General features: G+C 29.8%; 19 protein-coding genes. 7 read left to right on the plus strand and 12 right to left on the minus strand.

Annotated elements, in window-relative coordinates; translation table 11 throughout:
• Nucleotides 1–271: 271 nt before the first annotated feature.
• Both EQM05_RS08315 and glyA read right to left on the minus strand, forming a co-directional pair.
• On the minus strand, nucleotides 272–1663 hold the full coding sequence (locus tag EQM05_RS08315; RefSeq protein WP_128749607.1) for a sigma 54-interacting transcriptional regulator: 1392 nt from the start codon (nucleotides 1661–1663) through the stop codon (nucleotides 272–274).
• 3 nt (nucleotides 1664–1666) lie between these two features.
• Nucleotides 1667–2902, minus strand: coding sequence for a serine hydroxymethyltransferase (gene glyA, locus EQM05_RS08320; RefSeq protein ID WP_128749608.1), 1236 nt, complete (start codon nucleotides 2900–2902; stop codon nucleotides 1667–1669).
• A gap of 189 nt (nucleotides 2903–3091) precedes the next feature.
• Between glyA and EQM05_RS08325 the strand changes: the two genes are divergently transcribed.
• Both EQM05_RS08325 and EQM05_RS08330 read left to right on the plus strand, forming a co-directional pair.
• Complete coding sequence (locus EQM05_RS08325) at nucleotides 3092–3859, plus strand: threonine/serine exporter family protein (protein ID WP_128749609.1); 768 nt, start codon at nucleotides 3092–3094, stop codon at nucleotides 3857–3859.
• Nucleotides 3860–3861: 2 nt separating this feature from the next.
• Nucleotides 3862–4293: a threonine/serine exporter family protein gene (locus tag EQM05_RS08330; protein ID WP_128749610.1), complete on the plus strand. Its 432-nt coding sequence runs from the start codon at nucleotides 3862–3864 to the stop codon at nucleotides 4291–4293.
• Between the two features lie 22 nt (nucleotides 4294–4315).
• Here the strand turns inward: EQM05_RS08330 and EQM05_RS08335 are convergent, their stop codons facing one another.
• A complete protein-coding gene (locus EQM05_RS08335; protein ID WP_128749611.1) occupies nucleotides 4316–4591 on the minus strand; it encodes a metal-sensitive transcriptional regulator in 276 nt (91 codons plus the stop codon).
• Between the two features lie 353 nt (nucleotides 4592–4944).
• Here EQM05_RS08335 and EQM05_RS08340 point away from each other — a divergent pair, with 353 nt between their 5' ends.
• The 4 genes from EQM05_RS08340 (at nucleotide 4945) to EQM05_RS08355 (ending at nucleotide 12734) form a co-directional block, all read left to right on the plus strand.
• Nucleotides 4945–5418: a DUF4883 family protein gene (locus EQM05_RS08340; RefSeq protein WP_128749612.1), complete on the plus strand. Its 474-nt coding sequence runs from the start codon at nucleotides 4945–4947 to the stop codon at nucleotides 5416–5418.
• 73 nt (nucleotides 5419–5491) lie between these two features.
• Nucleotides 5492–10357 (plus strand): cytidyltransferase, encoded by a 4866-nt coding sequence (locus EQM05_RS08345; protein ID WP_128749613.1) that lies wholly within the window; start codon nucleotides 5492–5494, stop codon nucleotides 10355–10357.
• A gap of 12 nt (nucleotides 10358–10369) precedes the next feature.
• Nucleotides 10370–11665: a lactate dehydrogenase gene (locus EQM05_RS08350; protein ID WP_128749614.1), complete on the plus strand. Its 1296-nt coding sequence runs from the start codon at nucleotides 10370–10372 to the stop codon at nucleotides 11663–11665.
• Nucleotides 11666–11681: 16 nt separating this feature from the next.
• Complete coding sequence (locus EQM05_RS08355) at nucleotides 11682–12734, plus strand: NAD(P)H-dependent oxidoreductase (RefSeq protein WP_164917242.1); 1053 nt, start codon at nucleotides 11682–11684, stop codon at nucleotides 12732–12734.
• A gap of 86 nt (nucleotides 12735–12820) precedes the next feature.
• Here the strand turns inward: EQM05_RS08355 and EQM05_RS16345 are convergent, their stop codons facing one another.
• From EQM05_RS16345 to EQM05_RS08365, 3 genes are read right to left on the minus strand one after another with little or no spacing between them, the layout of a single operon-like run.
• The gene (locus EQM05_RS16345) at nucleotides 12821–12952 is read right to left on the minus strand and encodes a hypothetical protein (RefSeq protein ID WP_279222103.1); all 132 of its coding nucleotides are present in this window, start codon (nucleotides 12950–12952) and stop codon (nucleotides 12821–12823) included.
• 50 nt (nucleotides 12953–13002) lie between these two features.
• On the minus strand, nucleotides 13003–13593 hold the full coding sequence (locus tag EQM05_RS08360; protein WP_128749615.1) for a hypothetical protein: 591 nt from the start codon (nucleotides 13591–13593) through the stop codon (nucleotides 13003–13005).
• Nucleotides 13594–13606: 13 nt separating this feature from the next.
• The gene (locus EQM05_RS08365; protein ID WP_128749616.1) at nucleotides 13607–14032 is read right to left on the minus strand and encodes a hypothetical protein; all 426 of its coding nucleotides are present in this window, start codon (nucleotides 14030–14032) and stop codon (nucleotides 13607–13609) included.
• 159 nt (nucleotides 14033–14191) lie between these two features.
• On the opposite strand from EQM05_RS08365, the gene EQM05_RS08370 reads away from it, so the two are divergent.
• Complete coding sequence (locus EQM05_RS08370) at nucleotides 14192–15025, plus strand: PHP domain-containing protein (RefSeq protein WP_128749617.1); 834 nt, start codon at nucleotides 14192–14194, stop codon at nucleotides 15023–15025.
• A 62-nt stretch (nucleotides 15026–15087) separates the two neighbouring features.
• Here the strand turns inward: EQM05_RS08370 and EQM05_RS08375 are convergent, their stop codons facing one another.
• From EQM05_RS08375 to helD, 6 genes are all read right to left on the minus strand, one after another.
• Nucleotides 15088–16488, minus strand: a complete 1401-nt coding sequence (locus tag EQM05_RS08375) for an aminopeptidase (protein ID WP_128749618.1) — start codon at nucleotides 16486–16488, stop codon at nucleotides 15088–15090.
• Nucleotides 16489–16605: 117 nt separating this feature from the next.
• Nucleotides 16606–17181, minus strand: a complete 576-nt coding sequence (locus EQM05_RS08380) for a 5-formyltetrahydrofolate cyclo-ligase (RefSeq protein WP_164917243.1) — start codon at nucleotides 17179–17181, stop codon at nucleotides 16606–16608.
• Nucleotides 17171–18097, minus strand: a complete 927-nt coding sequence (gene hprK, locus EQM05_RS08385; RefSeq protein ID WP_128749620.1) for an HPr(Ser) kinase/phosphatase — start codon at nucleotides 18095–18097, stop codon at nucleotides 17171–17173. The genes EQM05_RS08380 and hprK overlap by 11 nt, the downstream gene beginning before the upstream one ends.
• An 80-nt stretch (nucleotides 18098–18177) precedes the next feature.
• Nucleotides 18178–18576 (minus strand): hypothetical protein, encoded by a 399-nt coding sequence (locus EQM05_RS08390; RefSeq protein WP_128749621.1) that lies wholly within the window; start codon nucleotides 18574–18576, stop codon nucleotides 18178–18180.
• 27 nt (nucleotides 18577–18603) lie between these two features.
• Entirely contained in the window at nucleotides 18604–19776 is a 1173-nt protein-coding gene (locus tag EQM05_RS08395; protein WP_128749622.1) for an FprA family A-type flavoprotein, read from the minus strand.
• Nucleotides 19777–19870: 94 nt separating this feature from the next.
• Complete coding sequence (gene helD, locus EQM05_RS08400) at nucleotides 19871–22165, minus strand: RNA polymerase recycling motor HelD (protein WP_128749623.1); 2295 nt, start codon at nucleotides 22163–22165, stop codon at nucleotides 19871–19873.
• Nucleotides 22166–22168 lie beyond the last annotated feature (3 nt).

Raw genomic sequence — 22168 nt, forward strand, 5'->3', positions numbered from 1 at the left:
AAATCACCTACCCTCTATTTTTTAATAACTCTGTAAAATTACCATTAGTATCATAATAAGTTTCGGATAATTAAAAATATTCTATATAGTTAAATATTAGCAAATACTGTGCCAATATTTAACTTGTTGATTATTAAGGAAAACTGGGTACAAAAAATAAGGACTGCAAATGTTTTTGCAGTCCCTATTTTAAAATATTGTACATAATCCCTATTGTTATTGCTTTAAGCTAGTGCAAAGATATTTGCATATACATGCAAATATCTTTGCACTAATAAATACAGTATTTTTTAATTTTATGCTGTAAATTTTGTCTTGATAGCCCGAGTTTTTTTGCTGTAACTGTTATATTGTTTCCATTTTGTTCTAGCATGTTTATAATTATTTTTTTTTCTATTTCGTTAATGTATTCATATAATGAAGAATTATATGTGTTAAACATTTCAGCCTGAGTATTAATTCCAGATTTAAGTATATCATTTCCTTTATTTTTATTAATTCTGATATCAAAATATTCCTTGGAAAGATATATATTGCTGTCACACATATTAACTGCTGATTCAATTATGTTTTTAAGCTCTCTTATGTTGCCAGGCCAGTTGTAATCATAAAATCTCTGGAGTACCTCGGGTTCAATACCCTTTATGTTTTTACCAAGCATTTTATTGTAATATTCTATATAATGTTCAACATAATAAATTATATCTTCTTTTCTATCCCTTAGAGGAGGTATATTTATCCTAATTACGCTGAGCCTGTAATAAAGATCTTTTCTAAGTCTTCCGCTTTCTATTAATTTGTCTGGTTCCTCATTTAAAGTTGCAATTATTCTTACATCCACATCTATAGTTTTGTTACTGCCTACAGGCCTTATATATCCATCTTGTAATACCCTTAACAATTTTGACTGAAGATATGGATTCATAGAATTAATCTCATCTAATAAAATAGTTCCCCCATCTGCCTCTTCAAAAAGCCCTTTTTTATTTTCGGCACCTGTAAAACTTCCTCTACGTGTTCCAAACAGCATACTTTCAAGTAGTGCATCTGGAATAGCAGCGCAGTTTATTGGTATAAAAGGTTTATTTTTTCTAATGCCGCTGTAATGAATGCTTTGTGCAAAAACTTCTTTTCCACAACCTGTTTCAGCATATATAAGCACTGAAGAATTAGCTAAACTTGCTTTTTTAGCTTTTTCAACAGCCTTAAGCATTATTGGATTTTTACCATAGATATCATTAAATGTATAAGTTTTTTTTAATGTGCTGTCATTTACCTGAAGCTTGCATATCTTTTCTGTAAGTTCTTTTAACTGAGTCATATCTTTAGCAATTTCTATTGCTGCAATAATTTTATTTTCGTTAATTACCGGAATTGTTGTATTAATGCTGGTTATTTTCTTCTTTTTAATACTGCTGTAATGTTGAATAACATCAGTAATTTTATTGCCGTTTTTTAAAGCATTCATTAAGGTTGAGTTGTCTTCTTTAACATCACTTAAATAATCCACAACTTTTTTACCAATTGCATCTTCTTTTTTAATTCCTTCAACCTGTGCCATTGCTTCATTATAATAAATTGTAGCACCTGAACCATCAACTATATGAATCCCTATGTCCAAATTATCAATCAAATACTTTAAAATACTTTCAATATTATTCATAGTTTATTTATATATTGGGTATTTGTTACACAGCTTTTTAATTTCACTGGATATTGCTGATAGATCTTCATCCCTGTGATTAATAGTATAATCAATGAAATATGCTATTTTTTTCATTTCATCTTCCTTAAAGCCTCTTGTTGTAGCTGCCGGTGTACCTATTCTAATACCGCTTGTTACAAAAGGACTAAGTTTATCATAAGGTACTGCATTTTTATTAACAGTAATTCCTATAGATTCAAGAAGCTTTTCTGCATCTTTTCCTGTAATATTCTTATTTGTTAAATCTACTAAAATAAGATGATTATCTGTTCCACCAGATACCAGTCTAAAGCCGTATTTTACAAGTTCTTCTCCCAGAACTCTGGCATTTATAACAACCTGCTTTATATATTGTTTATATTCATCTGTAAGAGCTTCTCCAAAGCAGACTGCTTTAGCTGCAATTGTATGCATAAGAGGGCCCCCTTGAATTCCAGGGAATATTGCTTTATCAAGTGCTTTTGCATATTTTTCCTTACAGAGGATTACTCCTCCTCTTGGACCTCTAAGGGTTTTATGAGTTGTAGTTGTGACGAAATCTGCATATGGCACAGGTGATGGATGTTCTCCTGCTGCTACTAATCCAGCGATATGTGCCATATCAACCATTAGTAAAGCTCCTGCTTCATCTGCAATTTCTTTAAACAATTTAAAATCTATTATTCTTGGATATGCACTTGCTCCTGCAACTATCAACTTTGGTTTATTTTCTAAAGCCAATGTTCTAACCTGTTCATAATCTATTCTTTCAGTTTCTTTTTTTAAACCATATGGGACGAAATTATAAAGCTTACCCGAAAAACTTACAGGACTGCCATGTGTTAAGTGACCTCCATGGCTTAAATTCATGCCCAGTACTGTATCTCCAGGTTTTAATACAGCCATGTATACTGCCATATTTGCCTGTGATCCTGAATGAGGCTGTACATTAGCATGCTCTGCATTAAAAAGCTTTTTAGCTCTTTCTATTGCTATTGTTTCAACTTCATCAACAAATCTGCATCCACCATAAAATCTTTTTCCAGGATATCCTTCTGCATATTTATTTGTAAGTTGAGATCCCATTGCTTCCATTACAGCCTTACTTGTAAAATTCTCAGATGCAATTAATTCAATATTATCCTCTTGTCTCATTGATTCCTTTTCTATGATACTATAAATCTCTGCATCTTCTTTTTTTAAGTTCTCTAAACTCATGTTTATCACCCCTTCTTCTTAAGTTTATTAAAATAAACTCTCATCTTAGATTATAAATGCTTTAACATCTGCTAGCAACAATGAAATGAAATATTTTTAATATTCTATAAAATAAATTAATGTATGTATAGTGCTGATGTATATGATATAATACCATTGAATATTTTTCAGATATAGGAGTTTATTGATATGGATATGAACAGAATAATGCATATAGCTGCAACAGCTGGGAAAATAGTACTTGAAAATGGCGGAGAAACTTATAGGGTTGAAGAAACCATAAACAGAATATGTCATGCATACAATATTGATAATTCAGAAAGCTTTGTTACTCCTACAGGTATAATGATGTCTGCAACAAGTGAGTTTGGACAAACAATCTCTATTGTTAAAAGAATCAATGTAAGGACAACAAACCTGGAGAAAATATCAAGAGTTAATGATTTATCACGAAATATTCGTATAAAAGGATATACTTTAGAATATGTTGAAAATCAGCTGTCAAAAATAGATGAAGTTAAAAGATATTCAAATAAAACAAATATACTTTTCTCATGTATTGGTGCTGGCTTTTTTACTCTAATGTTTGGAGGGTCATTAAAGGACTTCATTGTATCTTTCATGATTGGAGGGATAATAACCTGTTCTACTATTTTATTAAACAGATTTGAAACCAATAGTTTTTTTATAAATATTGTGGGAGGCGTACTTGCTGCACTGCTGGCATTATTAAGTGTAAAATTCGGCTTTGGAAGCAGTGTTGATAAAATAGTTATAGGTTCCATTATGCTCCTGGTTCCCGGCCTCGCCATTACAAATGCCATAAGAGATACCATTTCAGGTGATTTAGTTGCAGGTATTTCCAGGGGCATAGAGGCTTTTTTAGTGGCAGTGGCCATTGCAGTAGGCACAGGTATAGTTTTTAAAATTTGGTTTTTAGCTAATGGAGGACTTTAAAAATGGTTTTAAATTTCATATATGCATCTATAGCCACACTGGCTTTTGGAATTATTTTTAATATCAGGGGTAAAAATTTAGTATTTGCTTCTTTAGGAGGCGGCATAAGCTGGGCAGTATATCTTTTATCATTAAAATTTTTTTCATCTATGATTTTTGCCTATTTTCTTGCAGCTGCTATAGTTACATTATATTCAGAAATAATGGCAAGGGTTTTAAAAACACCTGTAACCACCTTTGTTATATGTGCCATTATTCCAGTAGTTCCTGGAGGTGGAATGTATAACACAATGATGGAATCAGTTAAAGGAAATGTACAAACAGCCCTTTCCATGGGGGTTCAGACTATTACAATTGCTGGTGCCATTGCAGTTGGTATATTATTCATCTCAACTATAGTAAAAATTGTAATTATAAATAGAAATAAAAAATAGAAAGCTTCTGGCTTTCTATTTTTTATTTAATGAACATATTCAAAGTTGAAATTAAATCATCTACACTTTCAGGTTTTACTAAATTTCCATCATTACAGTTAAAACAACCCTTTGCATAGTTTTCAAATATCATAGAACCAACTTTATTCATAGCAGCTCGTATAGCAGCAACCTGTATTAAAATATCCCTGCAGCAAGCTTCGCCGTCTACCATTTTTTCTATCCCTTTTACCTGTCCTTCTATTCTTCTTAATCTAACTAAAACATCTTTTTTTGAAATAGTTTTATTTTCATTCATTAGTTACACCTCATAATTTATTATTTATACCTATACCCCGTATTAATTTTATCATTAAAATATAATATTTACAACAGCAGAATATCTTACATAAATATTCAGATAATTGCATACTAAAATGTACATTCAATCTCAAATAAAATAACTCATAATTAAATATAAAAAAATACACCATCTATATTGTAGATGATGTTAGTATGTATATATGAATTGGGGGACATATCCAACTTTATATTGAATATAAACTTATAATAGCAGAAACATATGCAAGTGTCAATACATGATTATTCATTGTAATAAATATTCTTTATTATTCATATGTTATTTTATAACATTTAATAAAGGTGAATATTATGAGGAGGAATATATTAATCATATCAATAACATGTATAATTACATTGCTTTTTACCAGCTGTTCAAATATTATGGATTATAAAATCTTACACCCTTCAAAGCCCAATGACTTCTATTATACCAATTTATTATGGAAGAATTTATCTGATAAAAGCAATTGTAAAACAACAATACTAGATACAAATTACTATAAAGAAATTCAGTTTAATAAAGAGTATGTGGAACAATTTAAACTTTTTTTAAAGAAACTTAATAAGTCAAATTTTATAAAAAAGCCAGATAAAGAATTAAGCAAACCATTATATAAAATATTCTTTGACTTTGGAAATGAAAAGTATATTGTCAATGTTTATAATGAAAATTTAATTTCTATATACCCCTGGGATGGAAATTATGAAATGGATTTTATTAATATGAATGACACCCCTAATTCTTTAAACATTTATTCTCTGTGTAAATATTTATATAACTGAGTACCTATGAAATATTAATTTAAAAGTATATAATTTTAGTATAAATACCAACTAAAGTTAAAGGGGGTACATCATGAATAAATTATATCAGTTTTATTATAATAGATTGGTTAGGAAGCTTACAAGTATAAGATGGATACAAAAGTTCAAACTTGATAAGAATTCTATTGATAATTTCTTAAGAAGCAGCGAATTTATAAATGGGTTTAATTCTATATTTGAAAGTAAAAACTTCAGCTGTGAAAATGCTTTGTCAATATGTAAACCATTACTTGATAAATTAAGCTATCCATATAATCAGCAGGACTGGTTATCATATATATATCAATACACTTTAAATAAAAGCTTCCCTGAAGCAGTAAGCATTATCTTATTGGAAAATTTAAACCCTGTTTGTGAAATATATCTGAAAGTTTTAAGGGTAATCTGCCAGGCCGAAAGGGATTTAGAAAATCAATCATGGCAGTATAAGTATCCTATGAATTTTCTTGATCAGGATGAAGAAAACCATTTGGAAAATAGTGATGAATATAAAAAATTCATTAAAGCCTTTAAGCATAATTATACCTATGAGATGATGAAACTCAGCAAAGAAGTTATGAATTATACAACTTTAGATCATGTTTGCGGTGTTCACTATATAGCTATGTACATTGCAAGACAATTAAAAAATATAAATATACCTGTAGACCTTGGCAGGGTTTCCGGTGCCGCAGCCGGGCATGATATTGGCAAATATGGCTGCAGAATTTCTGAAATAAAGAAAACACCAAGGCTGCATTATTTTTATACTGATGAATGGTTTAAAAGATATGGAATAAATTACATAAGAAATATTGCTTTAAATCATTCTACATGGGATCTGGAGCTTGAGAATCTGCCAATTGAGTCACTAATTTTAATTTATTCAGATTTTAGAGTTAAGAGTGACTGCATGTACAAAGATGGCAGAATGAAAATATACAGCTTAGAGGACTCATTTTATGTTATTTTAAATAAATTAGAAAATATGGATATAGAAAAGGAAAAGAGATATAGAAGAGTATATGCAAAGCTTAAGGATTTTGAAGATTTCTTAATGGATCTAAATATAGATATACTCTCAAAAAAGGCTCGGGATAATCATACTAAAATTCCTTGTAATAATTATTCATTGCTGCAGGGGGATGAAATAATAAGCAGCATAAAAAATCTGTCTATAATGCACAATATAAAATTAATGTATGAGTTAAGAGATGAATTTTCGCTAGATGCCATACTGGAAGCTGCAAGAAGTGAAAAGGACTGGAAAAACTTAAGAGAATACATTAGGATATTTCAGGAATATTCCACATATTTAACTCAAAAGCAAAAATTACAGACTATTTCTTTTTTATATGATAATTTAACTCATCCTGAAGACGATATTAGAAGACACTGTGCAGAATTAATTGGTATATTAATAGCTATTTTTGATGAAAATTACAGAAAGGAATTACCAGATAATGTTACCATACATCAGTTTTCCATAAGCAGCACTGATTTGTTTAAGCAAAGCATTGATATTATGTTAAATCACAGCCATAATCTGGTGCCCTCTCATAAGTTTTATTTGGGATATTCATTAAGTATAATGATCAATTCATTATTTACTCATTGTAATAGTAATCAATTATTAAACTACAGAAAAATACTTATGGGTTATTACAAGGACTATTTAACAAAAAACACTGACTCTCATATATTCCTTTTACAAAGTGCTAAGAGCATACCCCTTGAACCATTTGATGAAAACATTAACATATTATATGATTATATTTTAGTATGTATAAATAAAAGAAACAATATGATAAAAGAAGCTGCTTTAGATGCAGTACTAAATTTATCAAATAAATGTATACTTCCAAAGAATTTCATTGAATCCATAAAAAAATATCTGGAAGATAATTTGGATAAAGATAAAAGCATAAATACCACATTACTTTTAAAAAAAATATGTGATAAATTTTCTTTTACAGAATTATCAGATCAATACAGAAGTAAAATAAAGCTAAATGATAAAAAAATAACTGAAATATTTTTAAGTAACTTAAAAAGTGCCACTGACTGGATTAAAAAGAAAAACCAAATTGATCTTTTACTGGAGTATGCTTTAAAAAGTCATCCTAGCAGCAGTCTGCATACTTCCATACATTTTTGTAATCTTCTTAAGGTTAGTGCTGTTGAAAGTGTGAGAAATCATGCTGGATCTGCCATATTAAAAATTATGCCAAAGCTTTCAATATCCGAAAGAAATGAAGTAGCAGTTGAATTATTAAGGGCATTAGAAATTGAGGGAAATAGATTTACAGAATACATTCCAGGGTTTACAGGAAAAGCAGTGTTATGGCTGCAGCCCAAAGAATTAGATGAAATTATTGAGGATCTTTCCGAGAAAATAAAAAGCTCTAATGCAAATTTAAAATCTTTAATTTTAAAAACCATAGGCGTAACAATTTCAAATTATGACTGCTATGCAAAGCGGTTTGAAGAAAATGAAAATGATTATGAAAATAGGTTAAGAAAAATGCTTGGTATATTATTATGCGGCTTGGGTGATTATAATATTCATGTGAAGCAGGCTGCCTTTAGTGTAATAGGAAAAGATATATTTGGAACCAGCTGTTTATCATTATACAAAAAGGAGCATATATTCACATTAATAGCCAAGAAGATCCTTACATTGGTTTCAGATAATAGAATAGAAGATTTATTATTTCTAACTAATTCAGCTGGACTAAATCATATTTACAGATTTATTTCTGATTACACTTTTTTCATAGGAAAAATTAATATATCAATACCTGAGAAAGTTGCTTTTTTCCCTGGAACCTTTGATCCTTTTTCATTAAGCCATAAGCAGATTGCAACATATATCAGGGATAAAGGCTATGAAGTGTATTTAGCTGTTGATGAATTTTCCTGGTCTAAAAAGACTCTCCCAAGCTTACTGCGACGAGATATTATTAGTATGTCCATTGCAAATGAGCTAGGTATATATATTTATCCAGATGACGAGCCCACAAATATGTCAAATGAAGATGATTTAAAAAGATTATTAAGTAAATTCCCCTATTCAAAGGTATATATGGCTATAGGCAGTGATGTGCTTCTCAATGCTACATGCTATAACAAAAATTCAGCAGATGAATCTTTAATTTACAGCCTTCCCCATATTATCTTTCAAAGAAATAAAACAAAAAAGCTGCTGGACTTTGTTAAAAGGTTTAAAAGTGAAGTAATATTTTTAACTTTACCTGCAAAATATTCGGAAATAAGTTCTACTCAAATACGTAATTATATTGATGAAAGTAAGGATATATCTTCATTAGTAGATCCTTTAGCTCAGAAGTATATATACGAAAATGGATTCTATCAAAGAGAACCTCAGGATAAATCAACAATTAAAAATATCTTATTTGACACAATCCTAATAGAAGAATTCAGCATTGATGCAGCTGAAGATATGTTTAAACTTTTGGGTAAAGGCAATAAGAAAAAGTTCATTGATAAAATCAAAGAAATCTTTAAGAAGCCATCTGGAAGAGCATTTTTGTTAAAAGATTTGGAATCTGGTGAAATTTTAGGATTTTCAATTTTTCACTGGTTAAGATCAAGTATGATATATGAAGAAACTTGTAATGCCAAGGTAGCCGAATTTATAAGGACAAATAGTCTTGGAAGAGTAATTTGTATTGATGGGATTTATATAAAAAATGCAGAAAAAAACAGGAATCTGGAACAGATTATTATTACTGACACATTAGCCTTTTCAATATCCAAGGATTATGAATATGCAATATACAAACCATTTTCAAAGGAATTTATTTTACCTTCCATAGATGAACATTTAAAACTTATAGGGTTTACAGCTATTGAAGGATGCGAAGAATCTCATATATCAGTTGTAAATATGAGCTCTCCCTGTGTTATAAATTTTGATATAGAAAACATTTTAAAGGAGCCCTTTAGGAGTAATATAGATCTTCGCCAGGTTATTATATCCACAAGAAAAAAACTTATGAATTCTTTAACAAATTTATATCCTGGAGAATTAGTACTTCCCTTTGATATAAATTATCTTCATCAATGCATGATAAATAAAATATGCAAGGAAAATGGTGTATCCACAAAAATCAGTGAAACTAAAAAACTTGGTGAAGCAATGTGTGTACCTTACGGAGATATATTTGACAGATATATTATACCTAATACTGTTACCAAAGCTCTCCATACTGAAAAGTTTTTTGAACCTTCAATGGAAAATTTCAATATATGTGAGTTCCCTCATTATCTTAAGCTTAAGGATCAGGTTAAAATGCTAAAATCATTTAACAGGCCCATAATCCTGGTGGATAATATTCTTCATAAAGGATATAGAATGAGGGCATTAGATCCCCTTTTCAAAAAGGAAAATATTACTGTAAAAAAGATTATTGCTGGAATTATGTCTGGAAGAGGAAAGGATTTAATGGATATTCAAAATAGAAATGTGGAAAGTATATATTTTATACCAAGAATGAAAATGTGGTTTAATGAAAATGCATTGTATCCATTTATTGGCGGAGATTCTGTGTGGAGAGGAAGTTACCCTAAAAGAAATTTACTTCCATCAATAAATTTAATAATGCCATATACATCACCAACATTTATGAGAGGAGCTTCTACTGCATCTATATATAATCTTTCGAAAACGTGCATTGAGAACTCTTTAGAAATACTTCAAACATTAGAGGAACAGTATCATTTGTTTCATGAAAGGAATTTAACTCTTTCAAATTTAGGTCAGGTGTTTACAATTCCAAGATCTATAGATAAAGGCACTAACATTGAATATGACTTAAATAAAAGTGCATCAAGCTATCTGAAAAACGATTTGGAGTCTTTATTCAGGCTTGAAAAAATAATTAAAGGCTTTTAAAAGGAGAAAAAAATGGATAAATTATTTTATTATGTTTATAACGAAAATCTGCTTATTTCAAATAAGCCATACAATTATAAAGTTATTGATGAAAATAGTGCATGTAATTTTAAGCAGAATATATATACACTTTTTGAAAGTGATCCATATAAAAGCAGATCTATATATCCATTATGCACAAAAGATTTAATATTTCTCGAAAATGAGGACTTAAATATTCTAAAGAACAATACCTGTGAATCAAAAACTATACCTGTGTGGCTTGAAAAAAGAATTCATGATAAAAAGGTTGCAGCAATTAATACTGCATATCCTGACTATGAGCAGTATTTAAATAATAGTAAGAGTAATAATTATGATAAATTTATAAAATCAAATGGAAGCAAAAAATGCATGGTTAATGTAATTGGCCTTGGTGATGTTGGAGGAACCCTTGTTACGGGATTAAGATTATTAGGGGGAGAATGTATATCTAAAATTGGAATTTATGATAAAGATCCTAATAAAATAAAGAGATGGGAATATGAATGCAATGAAATACTATCTCCTGATACAAAATTAATTTTTCCTGAAGTAATACCATTAAATGAAGCAGAATTATTTAATTGTGATTATTTTGTGTTTTGTGTTTCTGTAGGAGTTCCACCTTTAGGATGTGAAAATACGGATGTAAGACTTATTCAATATAGCGGCAATTCCAAAATAATAGAATATTATGCTAAGCTTGCCAGGAAGAATAAATTCAAGGGCATATTTGCAGTGGTTTCCGACCCAGTTGATTTGTTATGTAATAAAGCATTTATGGAAAGCAATAAAAATGAAAATGGAATTACTGACTTTGAAGGATTAAAACCAGAGCAGATTAGGGGATATGGACTTGGAGTTATGTTTGCCAGGGCTGCTTATTATGCAAAGCAGTATGCTGAAGCTGAGAACTTTATTTATAAAGGAAGAGCTTTTGGACCTCATGGTAAGGGTTTAGTTATAGCAAATGATATTGATAATTACAATAACAAAATTAGTGAAATTTTAACCACAGCTGCTATTAAAGCAAATCTGAAAATAAGAAATTGCGGATTTAAGCCCTTTGTAGCCCCTGCTCTGTCCTCAGGAAGTTTATCTATTATAGAGACTATAAAGGGAAATTGGAACTATAGTACCACATATATAGGCGGAAACTTTTTTGGAGTGAAAAATCGTATTACAAGTAAAGGAAATATAATAGAAACATATGATTTCAATGATCAGCTGTTTAATAAAATTAAGGCATCTTATGCAGAGCAGAGTAATTTATTTAAAAAATTATAATTTTGGAGATGATATTTTGAGTAGCTTATATGTAGTTGCTCCAAATAAAAATAAAACAAATACCTTAAAAAAAATGATAGCATCTTTTACAGAAGAATTCGATACGTTGTATTATATCGATAGTTTCAGTGAACATATTAATTTAACACATAAAAAAATCCTTTTTGCTCTAGAGCTTGGAAACTACAGCTTTGATTTAGAAATGTTAACATTACTTTCATCTTTAAATATGAATAACAGCTCAATTATGTCAGGTTCTACTGCAGCCATATTAGTTCACAGTAATTCACAGCTTTATACTAAAAGATGTGCTCAAGGTCTTGTGTTTACTTTAAATCTCCTTGGCTGCAATTTCATTGGTCATCCATTGGTTGAATGTACTGAGGATTTTATTAATTTTAATACATGGAAAAAGCTATTTACTGAACTATCCTTAGAAGAAATATGTTATAATCAATGCAAAAAACTAGGTAAAAGGCTTTCAGAATATGAGTATATAAAAATAACTAATCCTAAAATAACTGTTTTATATTCATCTACTCATATGTTTTCCAATACATTGGATTACTGGCATATGGTTAAAGAAAATCTGAGTCATTGTGAAATCAATGAGATCCATATAGAGAATGGAAAAATAATGGACTGTAAGGGCTGTTCATATAAACTATGTGTTCATTATGGAAAGCAAAACTCCTGTTTTTATGGCGGTTTTATGGTGGAAAATGTGCTGCCGGCAATAGAGAGAGCAGACTCAGTTGTGTGGCTCTGCCCAAACTTCAATGATGCCATACCTGCTAATTTAACAGCTACAATTAACAGGCTTACTGTTCTTTACAACAAAATGAATTTTTATAATAAATCCATGTTTGGTATTGTAGTTTCTGGTAACTCAGGATCTGATTCCGTTGGAAAGCAGTTAATTGGTGCTTTAAATATAAATAAAGGATTTAGGTTGCCTCCAAGAGCAATGCTATATGAAACTGCCAATGATCCAAAGTCAATTTATTCTGTACAATATATTGATGAAAAAGCAAAGTCTTTTGCAGAAAATATGATAAATAATATATAATATGCTGTGTAGGGCTGTCGCATTAAGAATAAATACTACAATATATTGTATGTAAATTCATTAGTACGGCAGCCACCTGTGTTTTATTATCCTCTTTTGGCAGATTGTTTCTTGGTGGTTTTATTGTGATTTTTTGCTGTTTCCCGTGTTATGGGAGTCTGCCAATTACATTTTTCCATTCTTTGTATTTTGCCATCTGGCTGACTGTCTTTAGGCATTTCTATCACCTCATGATTTAGTATTTACCTAATTAACATAATAATTCACTTTACTTTTGCGTATTATATATATCAATGGTTTCTAAATTTTTTTCATAGATATTTTTTTTATTTGAATCAAAGCACTGTATTTTTACCATACTATAATTAGTAATTTTTTCATTCCAGTATAATAGAAGATACTTACCGTTAAAAATCTTAAAATCCAGTGATTTTAATGTATTGCCTGCAGTATCCTTTACCATAAGTTTTACTTCTTTTATATTACTGTCATTGATTATACCGAAGATACACATAAGAGCATAATTATTTTTTAAATTACTTTCAAAGTAACTATAATTTATACTTTCTTTATTATTAATTGTCAAAATATTTGGCTTATCAAGAGGAAACCACATTAGATTTCTTTTTTCAGCTATGTCAGTAGAAATATAATTTCCGAATTTGGAAAAAAACAATTTTGAATTACCTATAGCTGTGTTATTAATGTTTTCTGATGGACCATAATTAATTCCCTTTTCGTTTTTACTATGAGCTTTCTGTGGACTAAATGATCCATAAAATAAATGAGGATATAAACAAAATAAAAATATACTAATAATAATTACCCAATATATTATTACTTTTGAATTCTTTTTCAAGTGACTTGTCCCCCTATTTTAAAGGAATTTTAAAATAAAATTCTCTATTGTATAAATTATATTTTATACATATCTCTTTCAAATCAGTAATTTTTCCATAGTACCTTTGGCAGTAGTTTTCCATAAAGGAAGATTTTGAGGAAAAACTCTCCATATGTTTATATTCTGTTCCTTCACTATTTAGTACCTTAATATCTTTGAAATTAAAGTTTTTCATTAAGCTGGGATTCAAAGTCTTATAATTGATATAAAAACTATCTTTATCAATTACAATATTTTTTACATATAACAATGCAGAATCTACTTTAGTCTTTTTATTACAGTTGATTAGTTTTAAGTCCCCGCTGTATATTTTTCCTTCAATACTACTATTTCCATATACATTTGAAATTGAGCTGCTTATACATGTAATGCAGAAAAAATAAATAGCTATTAGCATTAGAAATTTTTTAAATGTGTTAATTTATATCACTTCCCAAGATGTTATTGTATAAACTTTTATGTTTATATTATATTTATGAATTGAATGTTTTATTACTTATATATTACTTTCTGATATAATGTATGTGAAGTGAATCACAGAAAGGAGTAATTATAAATGATTGCAGATCTTCATATTCATACAAAGGCCTCTGATGGGAAATATACCCCTAAAGAAATTGTGCAAATGGCCATGTGCGAAAAAATAGATGTCATTGCAATAACAGATCATGACACCACTGATGGTATAGATCAGGCTTTGGAAGAAGCCAAAAATAATAATATAACAGTAATACCTGGTATAGAATTATCAACTTTGTATAATGGAAATAGTGTTCATATTCTTGGATATTTTAATGGAATGAATTATCTAGAAAGCGATTTTCAAAGGTTTTTAAAGGATATACGTGATTATAGAATTTATAGAGCAAGGCTGATTTTAAAAAAGCTGGATACCTTGTATAATATTAAACTTGATTTTAATAAAGTTATAAGTGAAACTACAGGGGTGCTTGCAAGGCCCCATATAGCAGAAGCTATTATAAAATCTGGATACAATTACAGCTATGAATATATTTTTAATAACTTTATTGGGAATAACTGCCCTGCATATGTGCCAAACAAAGATATAAGCATATATGAAGGAATTGAAAGGCTTAGAAATGCAGGAGCACTAGTTGTACTGGCCCATCCTAAACTATTAAAAAATGGCATATTAAATGATGTGTTAAATTTCAAATTTGACGGAATGGAATCAATATATTATTTAAATTCAGAGGAAGAAACAAAGGAATTTATTAAAATGTCAAAAGAAAGGGATTTAATTGTTACAGCTGGTTCTGACTTTCATGGTTCAATAAAGGAAGAAGGCAGCCACGCACCTAAAATAGGCTCAGTATATTTGGAAAATGATTTGGTTAATATATTTTTAAAAAGACTGCATTTAATGTAAAAAAGCCTTTCAGCTATAGGAAAATTAATTTCTATTTAGCTGAAAGGCTTTTATTTCAATTTTTATGCTTCTAATAAGAATGCATAATATCCTTTTACTGCCTCATATATATCTGCTTTACTTGCTACTTCCCAAGGAGCATGCATATTTTGCAGAGCAATACCACAGTCAATAACCTGCATATCATATTGTGCAAGAATATAAGCTATTGTTCCGCCGCCTCCCTGGTCAACTTTTCCTAATTCTGAAGTCTGCCATGATACATTATGTTTATCCATAATTGATCTTATTTCTGCTATAAATTCAGGGTTAGCATCATTGCAGCCGCTTTTTCCTCTGGCACCGGTATATTTATTAAACACAAGGCCTTTGCCAAAGTAAGCTGCATTCTTTTTCTCCATAACTGAAGGATAATTTGGATCAAATGCTGCACTAACATCTGATGAAAGCATTTTGGAATTATTCAAAGCTCTTCTAACTTTTAACTCATTGTAATCTCCACATAAATTCATAACTTCAGCTACAGTATTTTCAAAGAATCTTGAATGCATTCCAGTTGCACCAACGCTGCCTATTTCTTCTTTATCTACCAATAAAGTTACACAGGTTTTATCAGCTTTATCCATTTTCATCATGGAAACAAATGAAGTATAAGCACAAATTCTGTCATCATGACCATAAGCCATAATCATACTTCTGTCAAATCCAAGGTCTCTTGCTTTTCCTGCTGGTACAACTTCTATTTCAGCAGAAACAAAGTCTTCCTCAGTTATTCCATATTTTTCATTTAAAATATTTAAAATATTTAACTTTACTTTTTCTTTTGCATCTTTATCATCTATAGGCATACTTCCAACTAAGACATTAAGATCCTCGCCTTCGATTACTTTGCCAGCTTTTTTATCCATCTGATCTGCTGCTAAGTGGATTAATAAATCAGAGACGCCTAAAACTGGATCATTTTCGTCTTCGCCTACTACAACATTAACCTTTGTTCCATCTTTTTTTATAACTACTCCATGTAAAGCTAAAGGCATTGTAACCCATTGATATTTTTTAATACCGCCATAGTAGTGAGTCTCTAATAATGCTAAGTCAGTATCTTCATATAATGGATTCTGCTTAAGATCTAATCTAGGTGAGTCTACATGAGCTCCCAATATTCTCATGCCATTTTCCATTGGTTCTTTGCCAATTAAAAATAATGCCAGAGTTTTATCCATATTGTTGGCGTAAACCTTATCACCTGGTTTTAAGCTTCCATTTTTTTTCACTAACTCTTTGATATCCTTATAACCAGCTTTTTCGGCTAAAGTTATAAATTCTTTTACGCATTCTCTTTCTGTTTTGCACTTGGACATAAAAGCCTTGTAGTCATTATTTACTTTATTGAGTTCATTTTGATCATTTTTGGAGTATTTGCTCCATGCATATTCATAATTTTTTGTAAGTTCTTTTGCCATAATTTTCGCCAAAATAAAAATAATTAGAATTAACTTTTATTTGGCTTATTCACCCCCAACGTTGAAATTTTTGTTGCAATTTGCTAACAATTATATTTTATCATAAAGAAAACTAAATTAAAATACATTGTTTACTAAATTTTCTTTTTCAGTTATTATATTGTTTATTTTAATATCATTTATATCCATTGGAACTTCATCTATAATTTGAAAAGAATATGACAATGCAACAATATTACATGTACTTGAACAATTTTTCAGATATCTGTCGTAAAACCCTCCGCCATAGCCTAATCTGCCTCCTTTTTTATCAAAAGCCAAACCAGGTACTATTATTAAGTCAAACTCATTGGCACTTGCAATGTTATTATGGATCTCAGGCTCTAATATATTATATTTTCCCAAAGATAATTCTGATAAACTTTTTATATTTACTGCTGCCATTCCCTCTGATTTTGAAATAACCTTTGGTACTGAAACACTTTTCCCTAAGGAAAATGCCTTATTAATTATTTTCTTAGTGTCCACTTCATAGTCTAAACTAACATATATAAAAATATTTTCAGCTTTTTTAAAAATAGTGCTTTTGCACACATTCATATATATACCTTCATCAAGCCTGGCCTTAATTTCATTATTAAGATTCATCCTTTTATTTATCATTTTATTTCTAATTTCTGTTTTACTGTCCATTTTTAGATTCCCTTTCAACTTCATGCATCCTATTACTTATAGTATCCACTGGTGTAATGTCTGACACTAATGAATATCTATAGTTTGCTGCAGCAGCTTCAATTATAACAGCAATATTTCTTCCAGGCCTTATAGGTAAAATAAGTCTTCTTACAGGTACATTCAATATTTCAATAGATTCTTTATCTAAACCTAATCTATCGTAATTTTGATCTTCCTTCCACTGCTCTAAATATATAACTAAATTAATTGTCTTTTGCTTAAGTATAGAGCTTAATCCATATAGTGCAGGCACATCAATTATACCCATACCTCTTACTTCCATCATCCCTGATGTAATGTATGGTGCAGTGCCATGAAGCACACCTTCCACTTCCTTTATATCTACAGCATCATCAGCTACCAGTCTGTGTCCACGTTTAATAAGTTCCAAAGCTGATTCACTTTTTCCAATACCGCTTTCACCTGTTATTAAAATACCAATTCCGTAAACATCTACTAAAACACCATGCATTCTGGTTTCAGGTGCTAATTTATTGTCTAAATAGTTCATAAGCTTACTTATGAATCTTGTTGAAAGAGCTTTTGTTCTTAATATCCATCTTTTGTTTTTAGCTGCATATTCTAAAAATTCCTTATGTGGAACGAGACCCCTTGTAACTATTACACATGGAGTTTCAAATTCAAAGAACTTTTTAAGCCTTTTTTTTCTTAATTCAGGCTGCATTGCATCCAAAAAACTCCACTCTGCCATACCTACTATCTGAACTCTTTCGTTTGCAAAATAATTATAAAATCCACAAAATTGAAGTCCAGGCCTATTTGTATCACTAACAGTTATGCTGTTATTATTGCCGCCTTCAACTAATATTTCAAGGTCTAAATCCTTTATTATATCCTTTACAGTAACACCCATTTTTTATCGCCTCCATCATTCACCCCTAAGTGCAGCTTTTTTATAAACCCACCATTGTTAAAAACAAGGTGGGCATATTTTTAAAGATTTAATTCTTCTAAAATCTTATCAAAGTCAATTTTTATATTTTTTTCATAAAAAACTGCAGTAAACTCGTTATAAGTATAATCTTCATTATCAATGTCATAAGATATAAATTGTGCTTCAATGTGAAGATCTTCCATAATATCTTCAATTATGTCTCCAACGTTATCAACTGCTATGTCACTTAAATATGGAATTATAAAATTCTCTGTGTATGACTTAACATTATTTTTATCTTTACTCATATCATTTGCATATGCCTTGGCTGCTTTAATTTCATCTTCGTCAAAGTCATAAAAGAATCTAAGTACTATAATGTTATCCCTGGTATCAATTATTTCTATATCATCAATACCATTATCCTCTAGAATTTCTATTATAGCATCATTATCCATACAAATCCTCCTAAAAATAATTTATATTTATTTTAAATTTAAAAATTCATCCACAAATTTGTCAGCTCTTTTGAAGTCTTCCTCACTTGGTACAAATTTAAATTTAAGTCCCTCTTCAAGAACTTTAAATTTTAAAGATTTTAATCTAGCAGTAATCATTGGCACACCTTCACCGCTCCAGCCATATGATCCAAAGGCTGCTGCTGTCTTTCCTCTATTGGTTATGGCACATACAGTGGATAAAACATCCCAAACAGGCTTAACTGCATCCTGGTTTATTGTAGGAGATCCAATTATAATTCCATTTGCACCTTCTATAAGGGAAGTTATTTCATCTGGTTTCATGGATGTAATTTCATGAATTTCGGCTTTTATACCTTTTTCATTTATTTTATCTGCAATGTATCTTCCCATTTCCTCTGTATTTCCATAAGCTGAAATATAAAATATCTGAATGTTCTTTTCTTTAGGAATACTTAAAAGAGACCACTTTTTATATAAATCTATGTAGGTACCTACATTACCAATGTGAATAGGGCCGTGGCTTGGGGCTGCAATATCAATTGTTAAATCATTTATTTTATTTAGTCCCATAATTACGAACTTCTTAAAAGGTCCCATTATTACATCAAAATAATGTTTCATTTCCTCAAAATAATCATCAGTGCATTTGTCAGTAATTCTTCCCTTAGGGCAGAAATGGCATCCTAAAAAGTCACAGGTAAATAAAACATTTGACTGCTGTGCATATGTAAACATTGTATCAGGCCAGTGCAGATTTGGTGCCTGTATAAATTTCAAAGTAGTTTTTCCAAGGCTTAATTCTTTTGGAACTTCTTCACCATTAAAATCACTGTTAATAATATCCTTTATATATATATTAGCTGCTCTCGATGCAATAATTTTTGCTTCAGGATACGTTTTAATAAGTTGTGCCAATGAGCCACTATGATCCAGCTCTGTATGCTGTACAATTATGTAATCAACTTTTCTTTCTCCTATTATACTTTTTATGTTTTCCTTAAATTCATCAAAATATCCATTTTTAACAGTATCTATTATGGCTACTTTGTCATCATCTATTAAATATGAATTGTATGTAGTTCCTTTTTTGGTTTCCATAATAATGTCAAATACTTTTAATTCCGGGTTCTTAACACCTACCCAGTATATGTTGTCTTTTAGTTTTTCTACTGCCATTACAAGTTCCTCCTTATGTTGTGTGTTATATTATTTATATTTTAACACAATCAATAAAAAATACACAAGTTGAGCAAATTTTCTAATATATAAATTATTTTATCAATGGAGACAAATTACCATTATAAAATATGTATTCATAATGCAGCGATCTTGTTAATACAACATAGAGAAGTTTTTTATCCAATTCATTTTCGTTATAATTATCATCATTACAGTTATATATTACTGAACAGTCAAATTCTAATCCCTTTGTCATATATGATGGAATAATAATATTATCTAAAGTAAGAGTTTTGTCAGTACCTTTAATTAAAACCCATTTGAAACTGCTATTCTTCCTTAAATAATCTCTGATTTTTTTACATTCATTAAATGTCCTTCCTATTACTGCTACACTTTTTTTACCATTGCTATGGATAAAGTCTACTATTTTGTCTACTCTACTACAAAAATCTTTATTAGTCTTAAATTCAATTATTTTAGGCATTTCACCATGCCTAAGTACAGGTACAGCTGGTTTAAGGCTGTTATTCTGCTTTTTCAGAACTTTATTTGCAAAGTTTATAATTTCTATTGTGGAACGGTAACTTTGCGTTAATATAGTATATTTACCTTTGTTGTCAAATACATTTGTTAATATTTTATCCCAGTTATCAATTCCTTTATAAAAATAAATGCCCTGACCAATATCACCTACTATTGTAAAAGAATTATTAACTGCTATATCCTTAAGTACAAAAATTTGAAAAAAACTGTAATCCTGAGCTTCATCAATTACAATGTGTTTATATTTATACTTTTCAGGTACACCCTCAATTTTTAATTTGATATACAGCATGGGAACTAAATCATCACAATCAATAATGCCATTATTCAAATCTTCATTTAATTTTTCCCTCATGTAATCATATAATTTTTTTGGTATTTCATTGTTTGTAATTTCATTAAATAGAACCTGATTATTAAAAAAGTCCTGATATAATGAGGAAGTATTAATTTGATACCATTTTTCAAAATAATCTTCAAAAGATTTTTTGGATTCTTTCAATATATGTGACTTTTTCTTATCTCTTTCATCATATACTTCAATTAATTTTTTTCTCATTTCTATTGTATCTTCATAGGTTTTCTTAACTCTGCTTATCTGGTACTCAAAAGTAAAATCTATTTTATCCAGAAGAGATGCTATTTTATCATCCAGCTTTAATTTGAGATATCTTTTTATCTCCATTTTCCTGGAGTTTAGAGGAAGATTAATTAAATCTTTTACAAATAATCTCTTTATCTCTTTGCTGTCAAATAATGTATAATCATCAACTTTAATATCTTCAATGGAATCAGCATCATTTTTTTCCATGTATCTTATAAATCTATCTATAATAACTTTAAAGGACTGAGATCCCTTAAATTTACTTGTATTTAAAATATACTTTTTTTCTTCTGAATTGGTGCCTTCAAGAATGCTTATAAGTTTAGTATCTTTTGTATAAATTTTAGGCTTTATTCCAAGTATTTCGCATGCAATATCCTCATATGTACTCTGCTTAACAGAATTAACACCCAAATCAGGCAATACCTGTGAAATGTAGTCCAAAAACAGCTTGTTTGGGGCAATTACAAGTATATCCTTTCCACTCATATTATCCTTAAATTTATAAAGCAGATAAGCCAGTCTATGCAGTGCAACTGTGGTTTTGCCAGAGCCTGCAGATCCCTGCACAATTAAGGCTCCATTTTTATCTGCTCTTATTATTTCATTTTGCTCTTTTTGGATTGTAGCAACAACATCTTTTAACTTAGTGCTTATGCTTTCCTCCAGATTTATCCGCAGGAACTCATCAACTAATGCATTTTCATTACCGTCACCAGATTTTAAGATTATTTCATTTATTCCTTCATCAAAGGCATCTTTTAGTTTAGAATCTCTAACCAGAAATTTTCTCTTTAAACTTAGTTCACCACTGACCACACCTTTTGGCGCTTTATAATAGCAGTCCCCAAAAGTTCCGCTGTAATATAAATCTGCAATTGGTGCTCTCCAGTCAATTACCTTTTCATCGCCATTTTCAATGTCTCCTAATCCAAATTTACCTATATAGAAGGTCTCTACATCTCTTCTATACTCTCTAAAGTCTATTCTGGCAAAGTATGGGCTTGACTTTGCATCTATATATTTTTCAAAGTTTTTATGTGTAATATTATATAATTTTTCCTTAGTCTCAAGTTCTTCACTATATCTGCCCTTGCTTTCCTTCCTAAGTTCTTTAACTTTATTTTGAAGTTCAAAGTCTTCCTTTTCAATTTTTTCAGCTTCATTTTCAATCCATGTTACAGTATCGTCAAATCGTTTTTTCTCAATGGCAAATTCTTTTTCATCAATAGCCATTAT

The organism is Clostridium sp. JN-9, from assembly GCF_004103695.1.
Classification (GTDB): domain Bacteria; phylum Bacillota; class Clostridia; order Clostridiales; family Clostridiaceae; genus JN-9.